The sequence below is a fragment of the Streptomyces sp. NPDC090106 genome (genome assembly GCF_044747265.1).
Taxonomy (GTDB): domain Bacteria; phylum Actinomycetota; class Actinomycetes; order Streptomycetales; family Streptomycetaceae; genus Streptomyces.
In genome coordinates this window covers 249,798-271,234 of record NZ_JBIVDS010000011.1, presented here as the reverse complement: position 1 = coordinate 271,234, position 21,437 = coordinate 249,798, and the positions used below count along the sequence as shown (strand labels likewise).

The 21,437-nt window shown below is 70.4% G+C and carries 20 protein-coding genes; 9 read left to right on the top strand and 11 right to left on the bottom strand.

What is annotated here, in order from left to right; genetic code table 11:
- Positions 1-49 precede the first annotated feature (49 nt).
- From ACIPSE_RS32705 to ACIPSE_RS32670, 8 genes are all read right to left on the bottom strand, one after another.
- The gene (locus tag ACIPSE_RS32705) at positions 50-877 is read right to left on the bottom strand and encodes an enoyl-CoA hydratase/isomerase family protein (RefSeq protein WP_401669732.1); all 828 of its coding nucleotides are present in this window, start codon (positions 875-877) and stop codon (positions 50-52) included.
- Positions 874-2,157 carry a cytochrome P450 gene (locus ACIPSE_RS32700; protein ID WP_401669730.1) on the bottom strand — a complete coding sequence of 428 codons (1,284 nt, stop codon included), beginning with the start codon at positions 2,155-2,157 and terminating at the stop codon, positions 874-876. Before ACIPSE_RS32700 ends, ACIPSE_RS32705 begins: the two co-directional genes overlap by 4 nt.
- A gap of 89 nt (positions 2,158-2,246) precedes the next feature.
- Positions 2,247-3,620 carry a cytochrome P450 gene (locus ACIPSE_RS32695; protein ID WP_401669727.1) on the bottom strand — a complete coding sequence of 458 codons (1,374 nt, stop codon included), beginning with the start codon at positions 3,618-3,620 and terminating at the stop codon, positions 2,247-2,249.
- Between the two features lie 13 nt (positions 3,621-3,633).
- Positions 3,634-4,194: a GTP-binding protein gene (locus ACIPSE_RS32690; RefSeq protein ID WP_401669725.1), complete on the bottom strand. Its 561-nt coding sequence runs from the start codon at positions 4,192-4,194 to the stop codon at positions 3,634-3,636.
- 6 nt (positions 4,195-4,200) lie between these two features.
- The gene (locus ACIPSE_RS32685; protein ID WP_401669722.1) at positions 4,201-4,587 is read right to left on the bottom strand and encodes a DUF742 domain-containing protein; all 387 of its coding nucleotides are present in this window, start codon (positions 4,585-4,587) and stop codon (positions 4,201-4,203) included.
- Positions 4,580-5,407, bottom strand: coding sequence for a roadblock/LC7 domain-containing protein (locus ACIPSE_RS32680; protein ID WP_401669983.1), 828 nt, complete (start codon positions 5,405-5,407; stop codon positions 4,580-4,582). The genes ACIPSE_RS32685 and ACIPSE_RS32680 overlap by 8 nt, the downstream gene beginning before the upstream one ends.
- 20 nt (positions 5,408-5,427) lie before the next feature.
- Complete coding sequence (locus ACIPSE_RS32675; RefSeq protein ID WP_401669719.1) at positions 5,428-6,603, bottom strand: ATP-binding protein; 1,176 nt, start codon at positions 6,601-6,603, stop codon at positions 5,428-5,430.
- A 342-nt stretch (positions 6,604-6,945) separates the two neighbouring features.
- Positions 6,946-7,431 carry a GNAT family N-acetyltransferase gene (locus ACIPSE_RS32670; protein ID WP_401669716.1) on the bottom strand — a complete coding sequence of 162 codons (486 nt, stop codon included), beginning with the start codon at positions 7,429-7,431 and terminating at the stop codon, positions 6,946-6,948.
- A gap of 211 nt (positions 7,432-7,642) precedes the next feature.
- On the opposite strand from ACIPSE_RS32670, the gene ACIPSE_RS32665 reads away from it, so the two are divergent.
- The 7 genes from ACIPSE_RS32665 to ACIPSE_RS32635 all read left to right on the top strand — a co-directional run bounded on the left by ACIPSE_RS32665 (position 7,643) and on the right by ACIPSE_RS32635 (position 15,267).
- Positions 7,643-8,455, top strand: coding sequence for an SCO2525 family SAM-dependent methyltransferase (locus tag ACIPSE_RS32665; protein WP_401669714.1), 813 nt, complete (start codon positions 7,643-7,645; stop codon positions 8,453-8,455).
- 70 nt (positions 8,456-8,525) lie between these two features.
- On the top strand, positions 8,526-10,391 hold the full coding sequence (locus ACIPSE_RS32660; RefSeq protein WP_401669712.1) for an SCO2524 family protein: 1,866 nt from the start codon (positions 8,526-8,528) through the stop codon (positions 10,389-10,391).
- Complete coding sequence (locus ACIPSE_RS32655) at positions 10,388-11,305, top strand: SCO2523 family variant P-loop protein (RefSeq protein ID WP_401669709.1); 918 nt, start codon at positions 10,388-10,390, stop codon at positions 11,303-11,305. The genes ACIPSE_RS32660 and ACIPSE_RS32655 overlap by 4 nt, the downstream gene beginning before the upstream one ends.
- Entirely contained in the window at positions 11,302-12,267 is a 966-nt protein-coding gene (locus tag ACIPSE_RS32650) for an SCO2522 family protein (RefSeq protein ID WP_401669707.1), read from the top strand. The genes ACIPSE_RS32655 and ACIPSE_RS32650 overlap by 4 nt, the downstream gene beginning before the upstream one ends.
- A complete protein-coding gene (locus tag ACIPSE_RS32645) occupies positions 12,264-13,238 on the top strand; it encodes an SCO2521 family protein (protein ID WP_401669705.1) in 975 nt (324 codons plus the stop codon). Before ACIPSE_RS32650 ends, ACIPSE_RS32645 begins: the two co-directional genes overlap by 4 nt.
- Before the next feature lie 16 nt (positions 13,239-13,254).
- A complete protein-coding gene (locus ACIPSE_RS32640) occupies positions 13,255-14,325 on the top strand; it encodes a DUF6879 family protein (protein ID WP_401669703.1) in 1,071 nt (356 codons plus the stop codon).
- A 189-nt stretch (positions 14,326-14,514) separates the two neighbouring features.
- The gene (locus ACIPSE_RS32635; protein WP_401669701.1) at positions 14,515-15,267 is read left to right on the top strand and encodes a hypothetical protein; all 753 of its coding nucleotides are present in this window, start codon (positions 14,515-14,517) and stop codon (positions 15,265-15,267) included.
- 102 nt (positions 15,268-15,369) lie between these two features.
- On the opposite strand, the gene ACIPSE_RS32630 is transcribed toward ACIPSE_RS32635, so the two are convergent.
- From ACIPSE_RS32630 to ACIPSE_RS32620, 3 genes are all read right to left on the bottom strand, one after another.
- Positions 15,370-15,870: a hypothetical protein gene (locus ACIPSE_RS32630; protein WP_401669698.1), complete on the bottom strand. Its 501-nt coding sequence runs from the start codon at positions 15,868-15,870 to the stop codon at positions 15,370-15,372.
- Positions 15,871-15,973: 103 nt separating this feature from the next.
- Positions 15,974-16,486 carry an STAS domain-containing protein gene (locus ACIPSE_RS32625; protein WP_401669696.1) on the bottom strand — a complete coding sequence of 171 codons (513 nt, stop codon included), beginning with the start codon at positions 16,484-16,486 and terminating at the stop codon, positions 15,974-15,976.
- Between the two features lie 143 nt (positions 16,487-16,629).
- Positions 16,630-19,443: a BTAD domain-containing putative transcriptional regulator gene (locus ACIPSE_RS32620; RefSeq protein WP_401669694.1), complete on the bottom strand. Its 2,814-nt coding sequence runs from the start codon at positions 19,441-19,443 to the stop codon at positions 16,630-16,632.
- Positions 19,444-19,655: 212 nt separating this feature from the next.
- Between ACIPSE_RS32620 and ACIPSE_RS32615 the strand changes: the two genes are divergently transcribed.
- Together ACIPSE_RS32615 and ACIPSE_RS32610 are read left to right on the top strand one after the other, a co-directional pair.
- Positions 19,656-20,219 carry an RICIN domain-containing protein gene (locus ACIPSE_RS32615; protein ID WP_401669692.1) on the top strand — a complete coding sequence of 188 codons (564 nt, stop codon included), beginning with the start codon at positions 19,656-19,658 and terminating at the stop codon, positions 20,217-20,219.
- 203 nt (positions 20,220-20,422) lie between these two features.
- Entirely contained in the window at positions 20,423-21,283 is an 861-nt protein-coding gene (locus ACIPSE_RS32610; RefSeq protein WP_401669689.1) for a family 16 glycosylhydrolase, read from the top strand.
- Positions 21,284-21,437 lie beyond the last annotated feature (154 nt).

Sequence of the window (21,437 nt, the reverse complement as noted above, 5' to 3'; positions counted from 1 at the left end):
CGGAGGCGATCAGGCCCCGTTCGCCGCGAGCCGGTCGGGCACCGTTCGTTCACCGCGACGGCTGGGCCAGCTGCGCGGCGAGCAGGTGCGCGTCCAGCAGGGCGGTGTCGGAGGTGCGGGCGGCCCGGGCGAAGCCGGTGAGCATACGTTTCGTCAGGTGCAGGGCTCCGGGTGAGCGTCGGGAGAGGGGTCTGGTCCAGGCGGTGATGGTGTCGTCCAGGGCGTCGAGGGGGGCGACCTTGTGCAGGAGCCCGAGCTGATGGGCGGTGGAGGCGTCGAAGTCGTCGCAGGTGAGCATGAGTTCACGGATCCGGGAGGCGCCGGCTTCCGTGATCAGGCGTCCCATGGCGCCGCCCCACGCGGGGGCGAGCCCGATGCCCACCTCGGGCATCCGGAACCGGGTGTCGTCGGCGCCCGCGCGCAGGTCGCAGTAGGCGGCCAGAGCGAGCCCCGCGCCGATCACCCGGCCGTGCAGGCGGGCGATGGTGACGGCGGGGGAGTCCTCCAGCGCCCGGCAGACGCGTTCGGCCTTGCCGGCGATCCGGCGCAGGGCGGCGCCGGTGGGATCGCCGTGCAGGGCGTTCTGGAACTCCTGGCGGTCCGCTCCCAGACAGAAATCGTCGCCCAGGGAGGAGAGCACCAGGATGCGTATGTCGGGTTGGTCATGGAGGTCGTCGAGGACGGTCGTGAGGGCGTCGAGGACGGCGGAGTTGAGGACGCTGTCCGGTCCGGCAGGGGTGAGGCGGACGTGCAGGACGGCGCCGGCGCGGGTCAGGGAGAGGGGACGGTCGGTGGGAGCGGAGGCCGGGACGGTGGCGGTCTCCTGGGCTTTCCGGTGCGGGGCAGCCGCTGTGGCGGGGGAGGACGGGGGGTTCATGCGGTGGTGACATCCAGGTTCATGAGGCGCCGGAAGGCCACCCGGGGCGCCCGCTCGGGGCGGCGCACCAGGGCCAGTCGCGGCAGGCGGTCGATCATGTGACGGAGCAGGGTGTGCGCTTCCAGCCGGGCGAGCGGGGCACCGAGGCAGTAGTGGATGCCCCAGCTGAAGGCCAGGTGGTTGGGGTTGCGGCGGGGGTCGAAGCGGTCGGGGTCGGGGAACCGGGCCGGGTCGCGGTGGGCGGCGCCCACCATGAGGTGCACCATCTCACCGGCCTTGACCTGCGTGTCCTCCAGGACGGTGTCCTGGCCCGCCACCCGGCTGATGACATGGGTGGGAGCGTCGTAGCGCAGGGTCTCCTCGATGAACGAGGGGACGAGGTCGGGCTGCTGGGCCAGCAGGGTCCACCGGTCGGGATCCTCGACGAGATGGAGGGCCGCCGTCGACAGCATGGTCGCGGTGGTCTCCAGCGCGGCCAGGAGGACGAACAGGGCGAGGAAGTAGACCGCCTCGTCCGCCTTGTCCTGGTCGGGTTCGAGTTCGTCCCAGGTGCGGATCCACTGGGAGACGGGATCGTCGCCCATACGGCCGCGCCGCTCGCGCACCAACTGGAGGAAGTAGGCGCGCAGTTCGGTCATGGCGAAGTCCGAGCGGGCCAACTGGCTGGCGTTGGGCAGCAGTTCCTGGGTGAAGACCTGATCGTGCGTGAGTTCCCGTAGCCGGGGCCAGTCGGCGCTGGGCAGTTCGAGCCAGGCGCCGATGGTGGCCACGGGGAGTTCCTCGGCGACGAGTGCGGAGAAATCCGCCTCGCCCGCCTCCAGCCGTTCTCGGAAGACGTCGAGCAGGTCGTCGACTGTTCGGCGGACCTGGTGGCCCATCCGGTCGATGGTGGACCGGTCGAAGGTGCCCGCGGACCGGCGCACCCGGGTGTGCTCCGGTGGGTTGAGCGCGGGCAGCGTGCGGCTGATCTCCCGGGAGGAGGGGGCGCTCCAGCGGGTGCGGGCACCCTGCTGCTCGCGCCACTTGCTGTCGGGTTCGAGCCACACGCCGTTGCGCAGTACGTGCTCGCAGGTGGCGTACCCCGTGACGAGGTGCCCGCCCCAGGGCGCGGGGCTGACCGAGCCACGCGCCCTGAGTTCCGCGTAGAAGGGGAAGGGGTCGGCCTGTCCTTCAGCCGTCCGAAGACGGGAGAACAGGGAGATGGTGGCGCGACGGTCCGTGGTGGCCCGTCGGTCCGTACTGGTCCGAGGGTCCGGGGACTGGGTCGTGACACTTCCCACGATGACGGCTCCTTTCTGCCAGCCGCCATCCGTACCCGTTCACTGGTTCAACCATCCAATAACACAGTGTTCTCGTATGGTTACTTACGTCACTCGCCATTCATCCAGGCACGGAACCGGCTGAACATGCCGCCCTTGGGCCGGGGCGCACTGGAGGTGTGACGAACCGCCGAGGTCAGCGGCGGTACGGCGTGCGTGGCGACCGGCTGCGCCGAAGACGGCCCGGCCGGACGGGTGGTGACGGCCTTGGGCACCGCGCGCGGCGTGTACCGCACGGGCACGGTCACCAGCGAACGGCTCCACGGGGTGGGCACCCAGGCGAGATCCTTGAACGGGACGCGCATCTCGATGTCCGGCAGGCGGTTCAGGAGCGCCTCCACGGCCGTCGCCGCGATCATGAACGCCGGGTCCTTCGCCGGGCAGGCGTGCGGGCCCGCGCCGAAGGCCAGGTGGGCCTTGGAGCTGAGCTGCTCGCGGTGCTTGGTCAGCTTCGGGTCGGTGTTGGCCGCCGCGAAGGAGATCAGCACCGGATCGCCCGCCCGCAGCGTCCGGTTGCCCACCTCGACGTCCTGCGTGGGATAGTGCCCCGCGTAGTTGGCGATGGGGGCGTAGTTCCACAGCGTCTTGACGACGGCGTCCTCCACCGGCAGACCGGTGGGCCAGTCCTCGCTGAGGTACAGCGCGCTGCTGGTGCCGATCGCCCCGCTCAGCGGTGCCGTACCGCCCGACAGCAGGGTGACGAGCTGGTGCAGCACCTCCTCGTCGGTCAGCCGCGCGGAGTGCACCATCAGCCGGGTGGTGAGGTCCTCACCGGGCTGCTGCCGTTTGAGGGCGATGAGTTCGGCGAGCGCTCCGCCGAGGACCTCGTCCGCGCCCGGAGTGCCCTGGAAGATGCCGCTGATACCGGCGATCACCCGGTCACCGAGCTCCGGCGGACAGCCGAACAGATCGCTGAACACCAGCAGCGGCAGCGGCTGCGCGTACGCCGCCATCAGCTCCGCCTGCCCGATCGCGTCCGAACTGAACTGGCTGATCAGGTAGTCCGCCGACTGCTGCGTCAGCCGCACCAGCCGGCCCTGGTCGATGGTGGCGAGCGAGTCCGTCACCGCCTGCCGCAGCCGGGCGTGCGCGGCGCCGTCGCTGAACAGCGCGTTGGGCCGGTAGCCCATCATCGGCAGGGCGGGGCTGTCCTCGGGCACCCGGCCCTCGTTCAGCGCGTTCCAGCGGCGCGAGTCCCGCACGAACAGCGTCGGGTTCTGCAGGATGTACAGGCTCGCGTCGTAGCTGGTCACCAGCTCCACCTCGACACCGGGGGCGATGTCGACGGGCGCGGTGGGGCCGAGGGCGCGCAGCTGGTCGTAGGCGTGCTCGGGGTCGGAGCCGAACTCGGGCCCGTGCAACGGGAAGTTGGCGTGCGCGGGGCAGCCGGCCGGGATCCCGGTCGTCTCGAAGGGCTGTTGCATTGGGAGTTGGCTCCTAGCCGAGTGAGGACAAGAGGTGCTTCACGAGCGTGATGAGGGCCTGCATCGAGGAGTCCTGGTCACGGACGTCGCAGTCGATGACGGGGGTGTCGTCGGAGATGTTCAGGGCCTCGCACACCTCGTCCAGCGGGAAGTGGTTCTTCCCGTCGAAGGTGTTCACGCCGATGACGTAGGGCAGCCCGAAGGCCTCGACCAGGTCGAGGATGGGGAAGGTCTCCTCCAGCCGCTCCGGGTCGACCAGGACCAGCGCGCCCAGCGCACCCCGGGACAGCCCCTCCCACATCTGCTTGAACCGCTCCTGGCCGGGGGTTCCGAAGATGTAGAGGACCAGGTCGTCGCTGAGGGTGAGACGCCCGAAGTCCATCGCCACCGTGGTGGTGGTCTTGTCCGGTGTCTCGGAGAGATCGTCGAGGCCCTCGCTCGCCTCGGTGATCTCCTCTTCGGTCTGAAGCGGCTCGATCTCGGAGACGCTTCCGATGTACGTCGTCTTCCCCACCGCGAAATGGCCCACGACCAGGACCTTCACGGAGCGGGAGACATCGGGATCCAAGTACACGGCTGGCTACGCTCCGGTTCGTATTCGCATCAGGCCGTCCAGCACGGCGGTGAGCAGGACGGGGTCGTGGCGTTCGGCGTGCGGCACCGGAGCACGTACGTGGATCAGCCTGTCCTCGGCCATCTGGGCCAGCAGGATGCGCACGATGCCCAGCGGCAGCCCGGTGTGGGCGGCCACCTCGGCGACCGAGAGGAACCCGTCCGCGATCAGATCCATGACCGTACGGGCCTCCGGAGTCAGCGTCCGGGCCGAGGCCTGGGCACCCTCCTGCGCCGTGATCATCGTGGTGTGCTCGTACTCGCTGTCACGCGGCAGCGCACGGCCGCCCGCGATGACGAACAGGGGGACTAATGGGGTGGTCAGTTCCAGTTCGCCGGCCGGGTCCTCATGCATCGCTGGCCCTTCCTCCCTGGGCGACACTCCGCGAAGTGAGCGCGGGGATCGCGTCGTTGAGCTGAGTGGTGAACTCCTCGATGTCGCAGTCGTGCTCCGCGGACGCGGCGAGGAAGTCGCCGTCGCCGGCCGCGATCAGGAACACCCAGCCATGCTGGAACTCGATGACCGTCTGGCTCCACTCGTCGTCCCGCGCCCCGCCCGCGAACGGCGCGGTCGCGCGACTGTAGGCGTGGATGCCGGTCATGGCCGCCGAGATGGTGTCCGCGAGGTCGCGTCCGATGCCCGCGCTCGCCCCGCGCGGCAGCCCGTTCGCGCCGAGCAGCAGCGCGTGCACCGCCCCCGGCACCGAGGCGACCGCCTTGTCCAGCTCGCCCAGCACGGTCACCGAATGGTCCGCGTCGCGGTCCTGCGTCTGCCGGCCCTCACCCGCGTTCTCCGCGTCGGCCGCGTTCACCCGCGGCGGCGCGGTCAGGTTGCTGCCCAGGCGTGCCACCAGCCGGTTCATCCGGAAGCTGAGCTGCTCCATGTCGACGTCCGGCTCGGCGGCGGCGGCCAGGTACGCGCCCTGCCCGGCCCCGATGAGGAACACCCAGCCGTGCTGGAACTCGATCACCGTCTGGATCCAGGCGCGCTCCGGGGACAGCCCGGCGAAGTGCGCGGTCGCCCGGCTCAGCGACTGCATCCCCGCCATGGCCGCGGAGATCGTCCGTACGTCCTGCCCGGTCAGGCTGTCCGTGGAGCCGCGCGGGATGCCGTCCGCGGAGAGCACCACCGCGTGCCGCGCCCGCGGCACGTTGTCCACGATGTCCTGGACCATCCACGACAGGTCTGTCGTACTCATTCGCTCTCAGACCCTTCGGACGCGGAGCCGTCGAGGGACGTCACGTCACGCCCGGTCTGGGCGCCGCGCTGGAGCGCGGCCAGACTGCCCGCGCCCCGCCGTGCCGTACGCCGGACCGGAGGCTCGGAGACGCCGCCACCGCCGTTGACGGGGGAGGTGCGGCTGCCGCGCTTGGGCAGGCCGCCCGCGGTACGCGCGCTGCGGCCGGACTCCACCGGCCTGATGTTGCTCACGGGCGCCGACTCGGGGGTCGGCGGCAAGGTCTCCTCCATGGTCCACAGCTCCTCGGGAAGCAGGACGACGGCGCGGACACCGCCGTACCGGGAGACACCGGTGACATCGACCTGGAAGCCGTGCTGGCGGGCGATCAGCCCGATCACGGGGAAGCCGAACTTCGGCTGGGTGCCCAGCTGCGACAGGCGGGGCACGTCGGAGCCGGACAGCAGGTCGCTGGCCCGCTGGCGCTCCTCGTCGCCCATGCCGACGCCGGCGTCGTCGATGATGATGCAGAGGTTCTTCTGCGCCTGCCGGAACGTGACCTCGATCGGGGCGTCGGCCTGCGAGAAGCTGGCCGCGTTGTCGAGGAGTTCGGCGACCGCCAGCGCGACCGGCGCCACCGCGGACGCCTTGAGCGCGATCCCGCTGGGCTGCATGACCTCGACCCGCTGGAAGTTGCGGATCTGGCTCTGGGCGCTGCGGACGACGTCGTAGACACTGGCGGGCTGGTTGCGGCGGCCCAGCGGCGCACCGCACATCACCGCGATGCCCTGGGCCTTGCGGGCCATCTGGGCGTTGGCGTGGGTGATGTCCATCAGGTCGGAGAGGACGGCGTGGCCGCCGTACTCGCGCTGGACGCCGTCCAGCAGCATGGTCTGCTCGGCGGCGAGGCTCTGAAGGAACCGCGCGGCGCCCTTGAGGACCGTCTTGGTGTTCTCCTCGGCGGCCTGCTCGGCCTCCCGGATGACACTGCCCTGCTCATCGCGGAGCCTGGCCAACTCGGCCTGTGCGCGGCCCAGTTCGTCCTGGCTGTAGTGCAACCGCGCCTCCAGCGCGGTTTCGGACTCCTTCTTCCTCCTCTTCAGGCCCCTGCTGCGGAGCACCAGTGCGACGGCGGCGGCTATCGCTGTCACCGCTATCGCGACCAGGCACCAAAGAAGCGCGTATTGAGACATGGAAACCTTTCCCGGCGCGTGGTGCAGGCGTCCATGCGAACGCCTCGCAAGGTTCCGCAACCCGTCCAGGTGCACGCACAACTGAGGGGGAGTCAGCCCGTTCGGGTCGATGCCCGAACAGAAGTGGATCAAGGTCGCAGACGGCCGAATGCTATCACCGTCAACACCCGTCCCAGTGGCCCCGTCCACGCCCTTAACACGTCCAACACATCCCGAGGTCAGCCCGGTTGGAACGGCACCTTCCACCCCTCGGGGCGAGGTGGTCTGACTTACCGTCATGGGTCGGTCTATGGGTGCTTTACGGCCATTGCGTGGGGGGTGCCCGGTCTGGGCGGGCAGGGGTCAGCCGTTCCAGCGCAGCCGCATCAGCAGGCGGTCGGCTCCCGGGCCGAAGTAGTTCTCGCGCAGAGTCGATTCGCCGACGAAGCCGAGGCTCTCGTAGAGGAGTATCGCCGTCTTGTTCGCGGGTGCGACGGTGAGGGCGACTTCGCGCACGCCGAGGTCGCGGAGCCTGCGCAGCGCCTCCTCCATCAGCAGGCGTCCGAAGCCCTGGCCGCGTTCGTCCGGGGTGATGCCCAGGCCGAGGACCCAGCTGCGGCTCAGGTCGGGTGCCGTACCGCACAGCACGTATCCCTTGAGGGCGGTGCCGTCGTCGAGAACCAGCAGGTGGCCGGCGTAGATGTCGAACATCTGGCGGAGGACGAAGTAGGGGTAGGGCTCCTCCGGGAACGACTCCCGGTCGAGGAGGGAGAGTTCCTGGAGTTCCGCTTCCCGGACATCGCGGGGCTGGAGGCACCTTGATGTGCGACCGGAGGGCACCGCAGTCATTTCACCCCCTGGTGTGAAAAGTGAGGCGCTAATTGACCACTTGAGAGTGAATCGATCCGAGGTCCGATCAGGATGACGGTGCGTTGCCGGTGCAACAAGCGACTTCAAAGCCAAGTCTGCTTGTCGATATGCTTATTCGACGGACGTGATGCCGCTCTACCACTTATCCTGTTGCACTGTTACCCGGCGCCAGCGCGTGTACGCTAGAACGATGCATTTCCCAGCTCCGGTCGACGAGTGCGTCCTGAATGATCAGGCGCCTTGGAATAACTTCGACAACAAGGCCTATGTCGCGCAAAATTACCTTGAGCTTCTGCCTGTCGACGAGGAGATCCTCGTCAAGGTGGGCAGGTACTTCAGCCGTCACTGCGAGAGCGGGAGCGAGGGCGAAGGAAGGCCGGTTCTGGGTATTGACATGGGCGCTGGAGGGAACCTCTATCCGGCGCTGGCGATGCTTCCCTGGTGCAGGAAGATCACCCTTTTCGAGCGGGCTCCGGAGAACGTCGCGTACCTGCGGCAGCAGCGCGACGATGTCGGCCAGAACTGGGAAGCCTTCTGGAAAGTGCTGTGCGAAACGAAGGCCTACTCCCGCCACGATTCGAAATGGAAGATTGACTTCCAGGAGGCTGCCCGGGTCGAGCAGGGGAATCTGTTCAAGATGGGGCAGCGGAATTGGCTCGGGCTCCGTAGATCGGCGGGCAAGTACCAGATCGGCACCATGTTCTTCGTGGCCGAATCCATCTCCACCTCGCCCGACGAGTTCCGGCAGGCCATCGACTGCTTCATGAACGTTCTGGCGCCGGGCGCCCCTTTCGCCGCCGCGTTCATGGAAGGCTCGCACGGGTACGACGTGGGCACTGAACACTTTCCGGCCTGCGATGTCGACAAGGATGAGGTCGAGGCCGCTCTCACCCCCTATGCGAGCGACCTGGAGATGGTGCGCCTCAGCGAAGCGGGCCACCTCGTGCGACCTGGCCATACGGGAATGATCCTGGCATGCGGAAAACGGAGTTCAGGGGGCTGAATTTCCCCTTCCGCCCTTCCGTGCCGAAGAACGGGCAGTGTGCGCGACGACCTGTGTGAAGGGCGTGTGGATGGAGATCAAGCCGAGAGCTCATCTGCTCCAGATCTGGGAAGCGATCGCACGGCACTCCTTCGACGGCGGGCGGTTCGCCTGGGGTGACTCCGGCGGGCGCAGCAGCGTCGCGGACGCCGAACGCCTGCTGAGCCTCATGTACCCGGCCACCGAGATCCCCGAGTTCCGCCTGGACGAGCCGGACACCACCCAGAAGGACGTGCAGCGCGCCCTCCGCCCGGCGGGGGGACGCACCGAGATTCCCGCGACGCTGATCGCCGCCCTCCGCGACTTCATGCGCACCCACGCGGAGCCGGACGGCACTCCCACCTTCGGCGGCGGCCACTACTTCACCACCCCCGACCCCGACGCGGAGATCACCACCGAACAGCGGGACCTCGGAATTGTCGACTCCTACAGCATGTCGGTCACCCTCTGCCTCGCGACCCTCGGCTTCCTCGACAAGTTCACCGGCCCCACCGTCCGTTCCGACCTGCGCGAGGCCGTCGGGGAACTCAGGGAGGCGACGAGCAGGCGGCTCACCGCCGCGATGGTCGGTCTGCTGCGGTCCTTCACCGTCAGCGTCTTCGACGCCGACACCACCCAAGGGCGCCGGCTCAGTCGTACCCTCGGCCAGCGCAGGCTCTCCGAACGGGCGGTCCTGCGGCAGTTCCAGGAGCGCTTCGAGACCCTCCGCGCCACCATCGGCAACCGCATCACGTTCGGCGTGGACGTCGAGGACGGCCTCAAAGACCCCGGGATGATGTTCGAATGCGGGTGGGCATGGGGTGTCGTCAAAGACGCACCGCCCGTCACCCGCACCGGCAAGGACGGCAAAGAGGAGCCGATCGGCCGCCAGAGCGTCGGGGTGGCGGACCCCATCCCCTACCTGTACTTCACCGTCGTCGCCCTCGACGGCATCCAGGACCTGTCCTCCGACCGCACCCTCACCCTCGGCCTCCTCGACGAGGAGCAGCAGACGCTCGCCGAGGCACTGCGGCTGCGCTGGACCGTCACCCGGGAGTACTGGTCCGCCCTCGCCCGGTTCAGCACCGACCGGTGGCCGCTGGAGGACATCCCCTGGCGCGTCACCCACCAGAAACTCGAATCCGAGTACTTCTCCCTCTCCGTGGCCTCCCTCGTCGTCCACGACCTGGTGCGCAGCCGCGCGGGCGACGAGGACTTCGCCCGCACCGCCGACGTCCTCGCCCGGCTCGCCGAACGCGGCCGTATCACCAGCCCCCTCACCCGTGACGACTCCGCGCTGGAACTCCACAGCCCCGGCGTCGTCCTGCCCCTCCAGGGCAGTGAGCAACTGGGCCCGCCCCTGGAATGGACGGTCGCCGATTTCTCCGCGCACCTGCTCAAGCGCACCGTCCAGCTCGCCACCTACTCCCGCAGCGCCGCCATCCAGGACGAACTGCTGGCGCTCGCGGAGCAGACCTTCGACCACCTCTGGCAGCGGCGCATCGCCGACGGCGAGGGCACGGACCTGTGGGACGACGCCCAGGCCGTCTTCCCCACCGCGCCCAAACGCGAGGGATCACCCTCCTGGAGCATGACCGAACGCCTCACCGAGTGCATGGTCGCCGCCTACAACTTCTACGACCGCAAGCCCGTCGGCAGCCCCGAACTCGGCTCCTTCGCCACCGCGTTGCTCAGCGAGGCCACCCACCGCTTCGGCCGCGAGCAGATGCGGTCCGCCGTCGTCTCCGACAGCGACCACGCCAAGTCCCTGCGCACCATCGAGATCCGGCTCCGCAGAGCACGCGAACTCGTCGGCGACCAGCCCGGCACCGCCGGCGCGCTCGCCCTGTCCGTGCTCGGCGAACTCGACACCCTCGCCCAGGCCCGCAGCGCCGCCGCGGGGGAGGTGTGGCGGTGATCGTCTTCGCCGCCTCCGACAAGGGAGGCACCGGCCGGTCCGTCACCAGCGCCAACCTCGCCTACCAGCGCGCCCTCACCGGCGACCATGTCGCCTACGTCGACTTCGACTTCGGCTCGCCCACCGCACCGGCCGTTTTCGACGTCCCCGACATCCTGCGCGGCACCGGTGAAGGCGGCCTGCACTCCTACCTGGAGGGCCTCGCCTCCGAACCGGCCCGCGTCGACGTCTGGCGCCGCACCGAACACCCCGTGCTGCGGCGCACCCCGATCGGAGCGGGACGGCTCGTGCTGCTCCCCGGCGACGTCAGCGGCGGCGAGTTCGTCACCGACGAGGACTCGGTGCAGCGCTGCGTGGACCTCTTCCTGCGCCTGCACGGCGAGTTCGACCTGATCCTCGTCGACCTCAGCGCCGGACGCAGCTACGCCATGGACATGGTCCTGGAGGCCACCGCACGCCCCGAACTGCGCAACGTCCCCCACCGCTGGGTCGTCTTCCACCGCTGGACCCGGCAACACGTCATCGCCGCCGCCGGACTGGTCTACGACACCCGCGGCATCCTGGAGGGCGGCGCCGAACTCGGCCACGACAAGGACGCGCTCCGCTCCGTGATCCGCTTCGTCCGGGCCGCCGTACCCGACCCCGACTCCTCACTGTGGTCGCACGTCTCGCCCGCCCAGTCCGCCTGGATGCAGATGTACGACGAACGCCTGCGCCGGCTCGCCGCCGAACTCCGCGTGGGCGACACGGTGTTGCTGGGCACCGTGCCGCTGGAGCCGATCCTTCAGTGGCAGGAACAGCTGATCACCGAGGAAGAGGTCGTCGCCACCAAGATCGCCAACCAGGAGACGCTGGACGCCCTGGAGGAGATCGCCGGACGCCTCACCGACGACACCCACTGGGGGACGCCGTGACCGACGTCTTCCGGGAGACCACCGCACAGAGCCGCACCGCAGCGGTGCCGCTCTCCCATCTCTCCCTGGAACTCGGCCACTTGTACATGGAGGACCTCGAAGGCGGCCCCGACCGCCTGCGCGAGCTCTTCACCCGGGTCCGGCCCTGGGCGGACGCGGCCCGCGCCGACGCCGCCGCCCGCACCGGCGGCGCCCGGCCACGCGTCAGCACCTGCTTCCTCGTCGACGACTACTTCAGCCGCTTCTCCACCCCTGCCGAACTCCTCCCCCTCATCCTCGACGCGGCCGGGGACGCCGGACTCGTCATCGACTACCTGGCCCGCGAATCCGCCTGCGCCGTCGCCGACAAGATCCCCCTGGCCCAGTCCGTCGCGGGCCGCCTCGTCGAATCACCGCCCCCCGGCAGCTACGGCGCCCGCCCGCCCGTCACCGAGTCCGGCTGGCTCGCCAACGGCCAGCGCACCCCCTCGGGACGCTCCCAGGCCATGCGCAGGACGGCACCCTGGCAGCCGCCCAGCGAGACCGCCGCCCGCCGCCACTCCGTCTTCCTCGACGTCGAACTCTGGGACGACGACAAGAACGGCAACCGCACCTGGTCCTGCCCCCTCCTCGCCGCCGTCTGGCAGCTCGCCCGCCTCGGCCTCCTGCGCAACGAAGGCGAACCCGTCCTGTCACCCCGCCCCGCCAACCCTCTCGGCCACCCGGGCAGTTGGGACGAACTGCCGCCGCTCACCCAGCTCAACCCCGCCGCCGCGCCCTTCAGCGCCTACCGCACCTGTTCCGTGCTGCCCGCCCGGTTCCTCCCCGTCGAACACGCGGTGCGGATCATCCTCGACCAGACCGACGTCGACACCGGAGCCGTCGAGCAGATCGCCACCCGCGCCCGCGCGGAAGGCCTCACACCGCCCGACTCGGTGGCCGACCGCGTCTCCTACGTCTTCTGCCCGGAGCCGACGAGGTGACGGCCCCGCCGCACACGCCCCCCGCCCTCCCGGTCCTCGCCTGCGGGGAGATCCGCACCTGTGTGCTGCCCTCCCTGAACCCCCTGGACGCCCGCGCCGCCACCCAGCTGCTGAGGCTGCGCCCCGACGAACGCGTCCTGGTCTCCGAGCGCCCCAACCTCTACGTGCGCTCCCCGCAGACCCTCACCGGCGTCGACTGCCGCATGCCCACCTCCAACGGCGCCAAGGTCCGCGTGGTCGGCACGGTCGCCGGCCGCGCCGCCCTCACCGAGGGCCGCATCCTGCAGAGCAGCGCCTACGTCCGGGCCCTCGCCCGCGGCCCCGAACGCCGCCGCCCCTGGGGGCACTACCTGATACAACCCGGAGTCCTCGAACCCCTGGGCCGGCTCCCCGAACGCGAGGCGGCCCAAGGCGTCCTCGCCGGCGCCTGCCCCGGCTCCGGCGAACTCGACCTCGGCCTGATCGCGGACGGCATCCTCACCTCCCTGCTCCGCCACCCGCTGCTCGACCAGAAGGCCCCGCTCAAGTCCCGCCACACCAGGCTCCGTTGGGCCGCCCGCCAGACCGAGCCGGAGGACCAGGGGCCCGCCATCGAGGAGTTCACCCTCGCCGAGGACGACCTGCGCACGGTACGGCTACGGGTGCCCGCCGACACCGACCCGGCCGCCGTCGCCGCCCTGTGCGAGGACCTTGCGCTGCACGACTGGCTCCTCACCACCGTCGTACGCCTCCTCGACGGCCGACTCGGCCCGGCCGAAGGCCCCGACGCCCTCACCGCACTGCGCCCGGCCGTCGAACACCTGATGCATCTGTGGATGCCCGCGGCCCGCGGCGACCACGCACTACGGGGACTGTGGGACGTCCTCGAGCGGAACCCCGGATTCACCCGGCAGTGGGACAACCTCGTCCAGCGGATCCGGGACCGCCTGGCCCTGCTCAACGCCTTGCCGAGGCAGCCCATAGGCCCATAGCGACGGGGGAGACGCCATGAACGGAGCACCAGCGACCACCACCACACCGGTGAACCCGGCACCACCGCCCGCCACCCCGCAGCCCCGGCGGCCGGACAACCGGGGACTGCGGATCCCGCCGGTCCTCATGAAGACCCTGGTGACCGTCGTGGTCTTCGGCATCGCCCTGCTCGTCACCAACGCGCTCGACGAGAACCAGGGCGCCGGAGACGTATGGAACCTGACCGCCTCCATCGTCATCGGCGGCGCGGCCCTCATCGTGCAGTACCTGGTCGACTTCGAGAAACGGCTGGAGGAGATCGAGAGCAGCCAGGCCGGACTGATCCGGGACTTCAAGGCCGACCTGGTCAGCCATCACGCCGCCCTCACCGCACTGGTCGACGACCGGTTCCGGCAGATCAACGCGGCGACCGAACTGTTCAGCAACGTGGACCGCTCGGTGCTGCGCTCGGACGCGGTCATCAAACTGGCCCGGCGGGCCACGGAGTGCGGCGAGCTCAACAACGAGACCGTGAAGACCTTCGCCAGCGAGGAGATCGAGCGCCTGGCCGGACTGCTGGAGAACCTCAGCAGCCGCAGCGCGGACTGCCTGGGCGAGAACCAGGACTGGCTCATCGACCTCACCCGCTGCATCCAGCACAGCCTCGACGCGACCAGCACCTCCGTCGACCGGCACTTCTGGGGCAGCGAGCCCGCCGCCCGCTATCTGGAGGCCCAGAGCGACGCCCTGGCCCGGGGCGTGGAGATCCGCCGCCTCTTCCTCGTCGACGACGAGGACCAGATCGACGCGGAAGTGCTCGCGCTGTGCGCCAACCAACGCGCGCTCGGGCTCGACTCCCGCGTGGTGGCCCTCACCCAACTGCCGCCCTGGGCACGGCTCGGCACCCAGAGCGACTTCATCGTCTTCGACCGGGAACTGAGCTACGAGATCGACCAGGACACCAAGGACGTCAACGCCAAGACCACCCTCAACGCCCGCTCCGCCCACGTGGAACACCGGCTCAGGCAGTTCACCCGCCTCTGGGACGCCACGACGAGCCTGCCGGAGGGAGGCATCCCCCAGCCAGGTCCGGCGGACGGGGACTGATCCGCACCCCCTGGGGTGATCGAATCGTTGCCGTCCTGCATACAACCGGGCACGGCCCTCCCCGGTCCCACAGTCGGACAACCGCCGGATCGGACATGCGGCCGGTGCGACCGCGCAAGTGCGGTCCGGGTCGCGAGGAGAGGGGACGCGAGGTTGTTGAGGACGGGGAAGAGAGCGCGGTGCGCGCTCGTGGCAGGTGGGGCCGCCATACTGCTCACCGGGGTGGCGGCCGTACCTGCCGGGGCGGCCGAGGGAGGGGTTTCCTTCTCCCGGGTGTCGGTGAACGGCGGGAAGCCGATCGTGGTCGGCGTCACGGAAGAGGTGGAGGTCCCCGCCTCCTTCCGGATGACGACCAAGCTCAAGTACGACGGCGGGCCGACGGTGTACCCCTACCGGGGGAACGCCACCTCGGGGGACACCCCGCAGACCGCGATCATCACGAGTGACTGCGAGGTCGTGGACAAGGCGAAGGGGATCTGCGACTTCGACGAATGGCTCTACATCGACCCGCGCCACATCGACTTCGGCAACGAGGACGCGGGCACCTGGAAGACCGCGGGCCGGGTCTACCTCGCCGGTGACGCCTACGACACCGACGACCTGAACCTCCCCCTGCAGATCAAGCGCGCCACCCGTGTCACCGCCAACGCCTCACCCGAGCCCGTCACCGCCGGGCGCACGATCACCGTGACCGGGAAGATCACCCGGGCCAACTGGGACACCCACACGTACCAGGCGTACGCGGGCCGCACGGTGAGCCTCCAGTTCAAGGCGGCCGGCTCCTCCTCGTACACGACGGTCAAGAAGGTGACGTCGAGCAGTACGGGATCGCTCAAGGCCACGGCGAAGGCGACCCGTTCGGGCACCTGGCGGTGGGCGTTCTACGGCAACTCGGTTTCCGGCTCGAAGTCCTCGAACGGGGACTACGTCGTCGTGAAGTAGCCGTCTTCGTCGCGTAGTCGACGCGGGCGGCGAAGTGACGCGGGGCGGTGGGTGCCCCGCGTCACTCGCACCGGGCGGGCCGCTGGTCGGGGCCCGCCGCTGTCAGACCGCGGGCGTCTCGGGCTCGCACACCCCGCACAGGCGGTAGCGCAGGCCGCCGCGCGGCCCGACCCGCTCGCCGACCCATGCCGCGGCCTCCTGGACGTCCAGCACGGTTCCCTCCGGGACGTCGTCGGCCGAACCGAAGGACTGCTCCACCTTGCGGCAGCCGGCGCGGTGGAGTGTCTGCTTGATCGCGGCGTACGGATAGCGGTCGGGCGCGTCGAGCCGCCGCGGTCGCTTCACCGACTCCGCCGGACCGTTACTGCTGCCGGGACCCGCCTCCTGCCGTGCGGCAGGCACGGAACCCGACGCGGTCCCCGAGGCGATTCCCGACGTGGTCCCCGTCCCGGTACCCGTACCCGTCTCCGTCCCTGTGCCCATGACCTTGCCCCGCACGCCGTGCTGTCGCGGCGTCCGGGCCAGACGGGCCGCCGAGGCGGCCCGTCGTCCGGCCTCGCCGGCCACCCGCTGCCGCTGGGACACACGTGCTCGGTTCGTCACAGAAGATCACTCCTCATACCCTCTGCCGCCCGCACCCACGTACGCGGACGCCTCAGCCCGCGCGACGCGACACCGACGGCATCTCCGATCACCAACGTGTTCGTCAACCGCGCCGGCACCGAAAAGGGCACGCTTGTTCACCCGGCTTACCTACGCCGCGTGCTCTTCGATGGCTTTCGCGAGGTGGCCGACGAGCGGCCTGGGCGGCGCTGAGGGTGTAGGAGGCCATGAGGATGCCGCGGGCGATGTCTATGGCGGGGCGGGTCTGCATGGCGCGTCGCAGTTGGTCGTTCTCTGTCCGGACGGCGTCGTCCGCCGGGGCCGCGCCCTGTTCCGGGTGCGTCGCGGTGAGGGTGTCGAGGGTGCCGGTCAGTTCGAGCAGGTGCTGTACGGCCGGGCTGGAGACACGCACGGTGAGGGTCTTGGCCGTCTCGCACGCTCGTTGTCGTATCAGCAACAGGGCGTTGAGTCCGGAGCAGTCGCAGAACGAGATGCGGGCGAGGTCCACTTCGAGGCCGTCGGCGGACTGGTCCAGGGCGTCTTCCAGTGTCCGCAGCAGGGTGTGACTGCTGTCGAAGTCGATCTCGCCGGTCTGCTCTCCCTGCTCGTCGCCCACGACCGAAGGGACACCACCTCTGCCGACCCGGACCCCGGCGCGCGAGCATGAACCGTGCTCGCCACCGTGGACCGGCGCGCTTGATGTACCGGACGGCCTGACGGACCGCCCTCATCGGCCGGTCGAGTCCCGGCGAGACATGGTCAAGAACCTCCCGGATGAGGGTGGTTGAGGCTGCGGAGCAGGCCGGCGCGCAGCGGGGCGGTGCCGGGCAGGCCGATCTCGTCGGTGATGGCCAGGGCCCGGGTCCATGCCTCGCGCGCGGCGTCCAGGAGCGCCGCGGCGTGCTGGGTGTTGCCTAGGTCGGTGAGACTGGCGGCCTCGTGATAGCGGTCGTCGGCCTTGCGGTAGAGGTCGGTGGCCCGCCGGTAGCAGTCGACGGCCCGCGCGTACTCGCCGAGGTGATGGTGGATGTACCCGAGGCTGCCCCAGGTGTACGCCTGGCCGTTGGCGTCGCCGATCTCCTCGACCAGGGCGAGGGCTCGCCGGACGTGGTCCAGAGCCGCCCGCGGGTCGGCGTCGAGCCTGACGTGGTACCGGCCGATGTCGTCCAGGGCGATGGCCTGCCCGAGCACATGGCCCGCGGCCGTGTAGCGCGTCAGCGCGAGGTGGGCCTGACGGAGCGCGTGCTGGTGCTCGCCCCGGTCCGAGGCCAGCCTGCCGAGGTGTTTGTGGATACGGGCCTGGCCGGTGTCGTCGCCGAGCTGCCTGAACAGGTCCACCGCGAGCGAGTAGTGGGTGCAGGCGGCTCGGACGTGGTCCAGCCGGATGTGGGCGAGGGCGAGACCGTGGTGCGAGCCTGCCTGCCCGGTTTTGTCGTCGACACGTCGCGCGGCGTCGAGCGCGGTCGTGTGGGCTGCGGCCAGCGCGGACCACCGTCCCTGCCGGTTCAGGGAGGTGGCGACGGCCGCGGCCAACTGCCAGGTGTGGGACTCGAATCCGGCGAGGGCCTGGTCGATGGCGGCGAGGACGACGGGTGTCTCGGCGGCGAACCAGTCCAGCGCCTGGCGACGGTCGAGGAGGCGTTCGGGAGCGGCTCCCGGCACGGCCGGTGCCAGACCGGCCGGAACGTGTCTGCGAGGGGTCAGCAGTCTGTCGGCGGCGTGGGCGGTGTGCAGGTAGTGGTCGAGCAACCGGTGCGTCGCCGCGTGCCGGGCGGCGGCGCTGTCCTCGCCGTTGACCAGTTCCGCGGCGTAGATACGGAGCAGGTCGTGCAGGGCGTACCGCCCCGGGGTGTGTTCGGTCAGAAGGTTGCCGAGGGTCAGTTCGGACAGCAGCGCACGGGCTCGGTCAGGGGGCAGCGCGGCGAGGGCGGCGACCGCGGGCAGGGCGGTGTGCGGTCCCGGGTGGAGCCCCAGGAGGCGGAAGAGCCGGGCGGCGTCGCTGCTCAGTGCCTGGTACGACCAGGAGAACACGGCCCGTAACCGGGTGGCCGGGTCCCCGCCGTCCAGGGCGTCCAGGCGGCTGTCGGATTCGCGCAGTTCCTGGGCGTGGGTGGCGAGCGGGACGTGTGGCCGGGCGGCGGCGCGCGCCGCCACGACCGCGAGTGCCAGCGGCAGCCCGGCGCACCGCGTGACGATCTCGTCGACGGCGGCGGGCTCGGCGTCCGTGCGCGCGGGCCCGAGACGCCCGGTCAGCAGGTTCCGGGCCTGGGCGGGGGAGAGCAGGTCCACGGGCAGCAGCCGGGCGCCCTCGGTCGCGGCCAGGCCGGTGAGGCGGTTGCGGCTGGTGACCAGGGCCAGGCAGCCGGGGGCACCGGGCAGCAGGGGACGCACCTGTTCGGCGTCCCGCGCGTTGTCCAGCACCACCAGCACACGCCGTCCGGCGAGCAGGCTCCGGTACAAGCCCGTCTGTGCCTGCAGACCGTTCGGGACACGGGCCGGGGGCACCCCCAGAGCGTCCAGGAACCCGCGCACCGCCTCGGCCGGGTGCGTGATCGACCCGCCGTGGACGAACCCGCGCAGGTTCACGTACAACTGCCCGTCGGGGAAAGCCTCCCGCGCCTTGTGGGCCCAGTGCACGGTGAGCGCGGTCTTGCCGACCCCCGCGGCGCCCGACACCGCCCAGATGACCACCGCGGTGGGCCGTACCCCGGCGGTACCGGACATGGAGGGCAAGAGGCCGTCAAGCAGGGCGAGTTCGCCGTCGCGACCGCTGAACGCGGCTGCGGAAAGTGGTAGTTGTGCCGGGGGCGGAGCGGGTCGGGCGAGGGGGACGGGGGCGCTGTCCTGTCGCAGGACGATGCCCTGGATCTCCCGCAGCCCGGCTCCGGGTTCCATGCCCAGTTCACGGCCCAACCGGCCGCGGATGCGGTGGTACCGGTCCAGGGCTTCGGCGGAACGGCCGCAGCGGTGCAGAGCGAGCATCAACTGGGCGGCGAGCCGCTCGTCCAGGGGGTGCGCCGCGGCGCGGGCCGACAACTCGGGCAGCAGCGCGGTGTGCTGCCCGAGCCGTAATCGCACGTCGCCCAGGTCCAGTTCGGCCGCCAGCCGCTCCTGGAGCAGGCTGTCCCGCAGCGCGTTCAGCCAGGGAGTGTCCAGGGTCGCGAAGGGCTCCGCGCGCCACAGTCGCAGGCCCTCGTCGAACAGGGCCGCGGCGCGGCTGTCGTCGTCGGTGCATCGCGCCTGTCCGACCAGCCGGCGGAAGGAACGGACGTCCACGCGCACCGTCGGCGCGGCGGCCAGGAGGTAGCCGCCGGGCTGCCGCGCGATGACCGCCTCGTCGGTGGCGGTCAGGGCCTGTCTCAGCCGGGAGAGGTAACCGCGCAGCGTGCTGCGGGCCTGCCGTGGAGGCCGTTCTCCCCAGACCCGGTCGATCAGTTGGTCCACCGTCACCGGATGGCCCACACCCACCAGCAGCACGGCCAGCACACCGCGCTGGCGTACGTGCCCCAGTGCCAAGGGACGCCCGTCGACGCTGCCCTCAATGCTGCCCAGCACACCGAATTCCACCGTCATCCTGGCTGCGCTCCCCCCCCCCGAGGCCCAGACATCGCACACCCGTTCCTACCGGGTCCGAATGGTCGATTCAACGATTGTCCGACGCGTGTCCCTCACCGGCCTGCCACGTTCGTCCGAAACCGCAAGCGTGACGGCGCGGAAGAGCCGATCCGCACCGCCGGATCCGCACCGCCGGTCACCAGCACCCGTCGAAGGAGAACTCCGAGATCATGCGCGCTACTCCGAGCAAGAGAATCGGCGGCCTGGCCGCCACCGCACTCCTGGCCAGCGCCGCTCTGGCCGCCACCGCACCCAGCGCCGACGCACAGCCGGCGTCGACCACGCCCGCCTCCGTGCAGGCCTCCGCGTTCGCCCCCGTCAAGAACGTCGGCAACGGCCTGTGCCTCCAGCCCGCGGGCGGCTCCACACAGGAGTTCGCGCCGATCGTGCAGGCGACCTGTGTGACCGGAAGCCTCGCGCAGGGCTGGAGCTACACCCAGGTCGGCACCCACCACTACCGCTTCCTGAACCAGCTCAGCGGCTACTGCTTCGACGCCTTCGACGGTGCCTCCGACGGAGCACGTCTGCTCCAGGGCACGTGCAAGTCGATCAGCAACGAGGAGTTCAACACCGGCACGGATCTGCCCGACGTCGTGGAACTGGAGTCGCGCGTCGGATTCCGCGACACCGGCTTCTGCGTCGACGTACCGGAGAGCCGGACCACCCCCGGACTCGCCCTGCAGATCTGGGAGTGCAACGGAACCCTCGCGCAGCGCTGGGTCGTCGGCTTCTAGCCCGCAAGCAGCGCAAGCAGCGCAAGCAGCGCAAGCAGCGCAAGCAGATCACTGGTCCCGCCGTCGCGGCGGCGGGACCAGGTCCGTTCCGGGTCGGCCAACGCCATCAGGCCGTCCCACCGGCCCCCAGTAGGGTGGACGGCTGCGATCGTCCGTACCGTCGAACCCACTGAGGTGCCGTGTCCTTCCTCCCGTGTGCCTCCGTGTTCTCACGCCGACCGGTCGTCCTGCGGCTCGCCGCCGCTGCCGGGGCGCTCGCGCTGCTGGCGTCCTGCGCGGCCCCGTCCGCCACCGACCCCTCGAAGAACGCCGACGGCGGGTGGCGGCTGTCGTGGTCGGACGAGTTCGGCGGCGCCGAGGGCACACCCCCTGATCCCGCGCGGTGGGTCCATGACGTGGGCGGGGAGCCGCAGTGGGGCAACGAGGAGTGGCAGTACTACACGGAACGGCCCTCCAACGCGGCCCTCGACGGGCGGGGCCACCTGTCCCTCACCGCGCGCCGGGAACGGCTGCCGGGGATGGCGGACTGCGCGTACGGCACGTGTGACATCACCTCCGCACGCCTGACCACTAAGGGTCTCTTCGCCCAGAGGTACGGCAGGTTCGAGGCACGCATCAAGGTCCCGCAGGGCTCGGCGACCCTGCCCGCCTTCTGGATGATGGGCGCCGACGACGACACCAACTCCTGGCCCGCCAACGGGGAGATCGACGTCATGGAGGTCGTGGGCGGTGAACCCGCCACGGTCCACGGCACCCTGCACGGCCCCGGCTACGCCGACGAAGGGGCGGGAGGACATGAGGAGTTGACCGGCGGGGAGATCCTCGCCGACGGCTTCCACACCTACGGCGTCGAATGGACCGGCAAACAGGTCACCTGGACACTCGACGGCAGGGCATACCACCGCGAACGCCCGCGGCCGGGCCGGTCCTGGGTCTTCGACCACGAGTTCTACCTGCTGCTCAACCTCGCGGTCGGCGGCGTGTGGCCCGGACCCGTCACCGACGAGACGACCCTGCCGGCCCGTATGTCCGTCGACTGGGTACGTGTGTACTCCCGTACCTGATCCGCGCGGCATAAGGGGTTTTGACGGTTCGTCACCTCAATGTCCGATCCGGTCGGCGGCGGGGCCGCAAGAGCCGTCCTCGGCACCGGAAACTTGTTCGTCAGTGCACTGCTTCTGCTTGATAGTGCATGGTCAGACGGCTGACCGTGAGTCC

Excerpts from the sequence above, each read along its gene's own strand:
- ACIPSE_RS32705 (WP_401669732.1), bottom strand. The coding sequence starts at position 877 with ATGAACCCCCCGTCCTCCCCCGCCACAGCGGCTGCCCCGCACCGGAAA.
- ACIPSE_RS32695 (WP_401669727.1), bottom strand. The coding sequence starts at position 3,620 with ATGCAACAGCCCTTCGAGACGACCGGGATCCCGGCCGGCTGCCCCGCG.
- ACIPSE_RS32685 (WP_401669722.1), bottom strand. The coding sequence starts at position 4,587 with ATGCATGAGGACCCGGCCGGCGAACTGGAACTGACCACCCCATTAGTC.
- ACIPSE_RS32680 (WP_401669983.1), bottom strand. The coding sequence starts at position 5,407 with ATGGTCCAGGACATCGTGGACAACGTGCCGCGGGCGCGGCACGCGGTG.
- ACIPSE_RS32675 (WP_401669719.1), bottom strand. The coding sequence starts at position 6,603 with ATGTCTCAATACGCGCTTCTTTGGTGCCTGGTCGCGATAGCGGTGACA.
- ACIPSE_RS32670 (WP_401669716.1), bottom strand. The coding sequence starts at position 7,431 with ATGACTGCGGTGCCCTCCGGTCGCACATCAAGGTGCCTCCAGCCCCGC.
- ACIPSE_RS32665 (WP_401669714.1), top strand. The coding sequence starts at position 7,643 with ATGCATTTCCCAGCTCCGGTCGACGAGTGCGTCCTGAATGATCAGGCG.
- ACIPSE_RS32660 (WP_401669712.1), top strand. The coding sequence starts at position 8,526 with ATGGAGATCAAGCCGAGAGCTCATCTGCTCCAGATCTGGGAAGCGATC.
- ACIPSE_RS32640 (WP_401669703.1), top strand. The coding sequence starts at position 13,255 with ATGAACGGAGCACCAGCGACCACCACCACACCGGTGAACCCGGCACCA.
- ACIPSE_RS32620 (WP_401669694.1), bottom strand. The coding sequence starts at position 19,443 with ATGACGGTGGAATTCGGTGTGCTGGGCAGCATTGAGGGCAGCGTCGAC.
- ACIPSE_RS32615 (WP_401669692.1), top strand. The coding sequence starts at position 19,656 with ATGCGCGCTACTCCGAGCAAGAGAATCGGCGGCCTGGCCGCCACCGCA.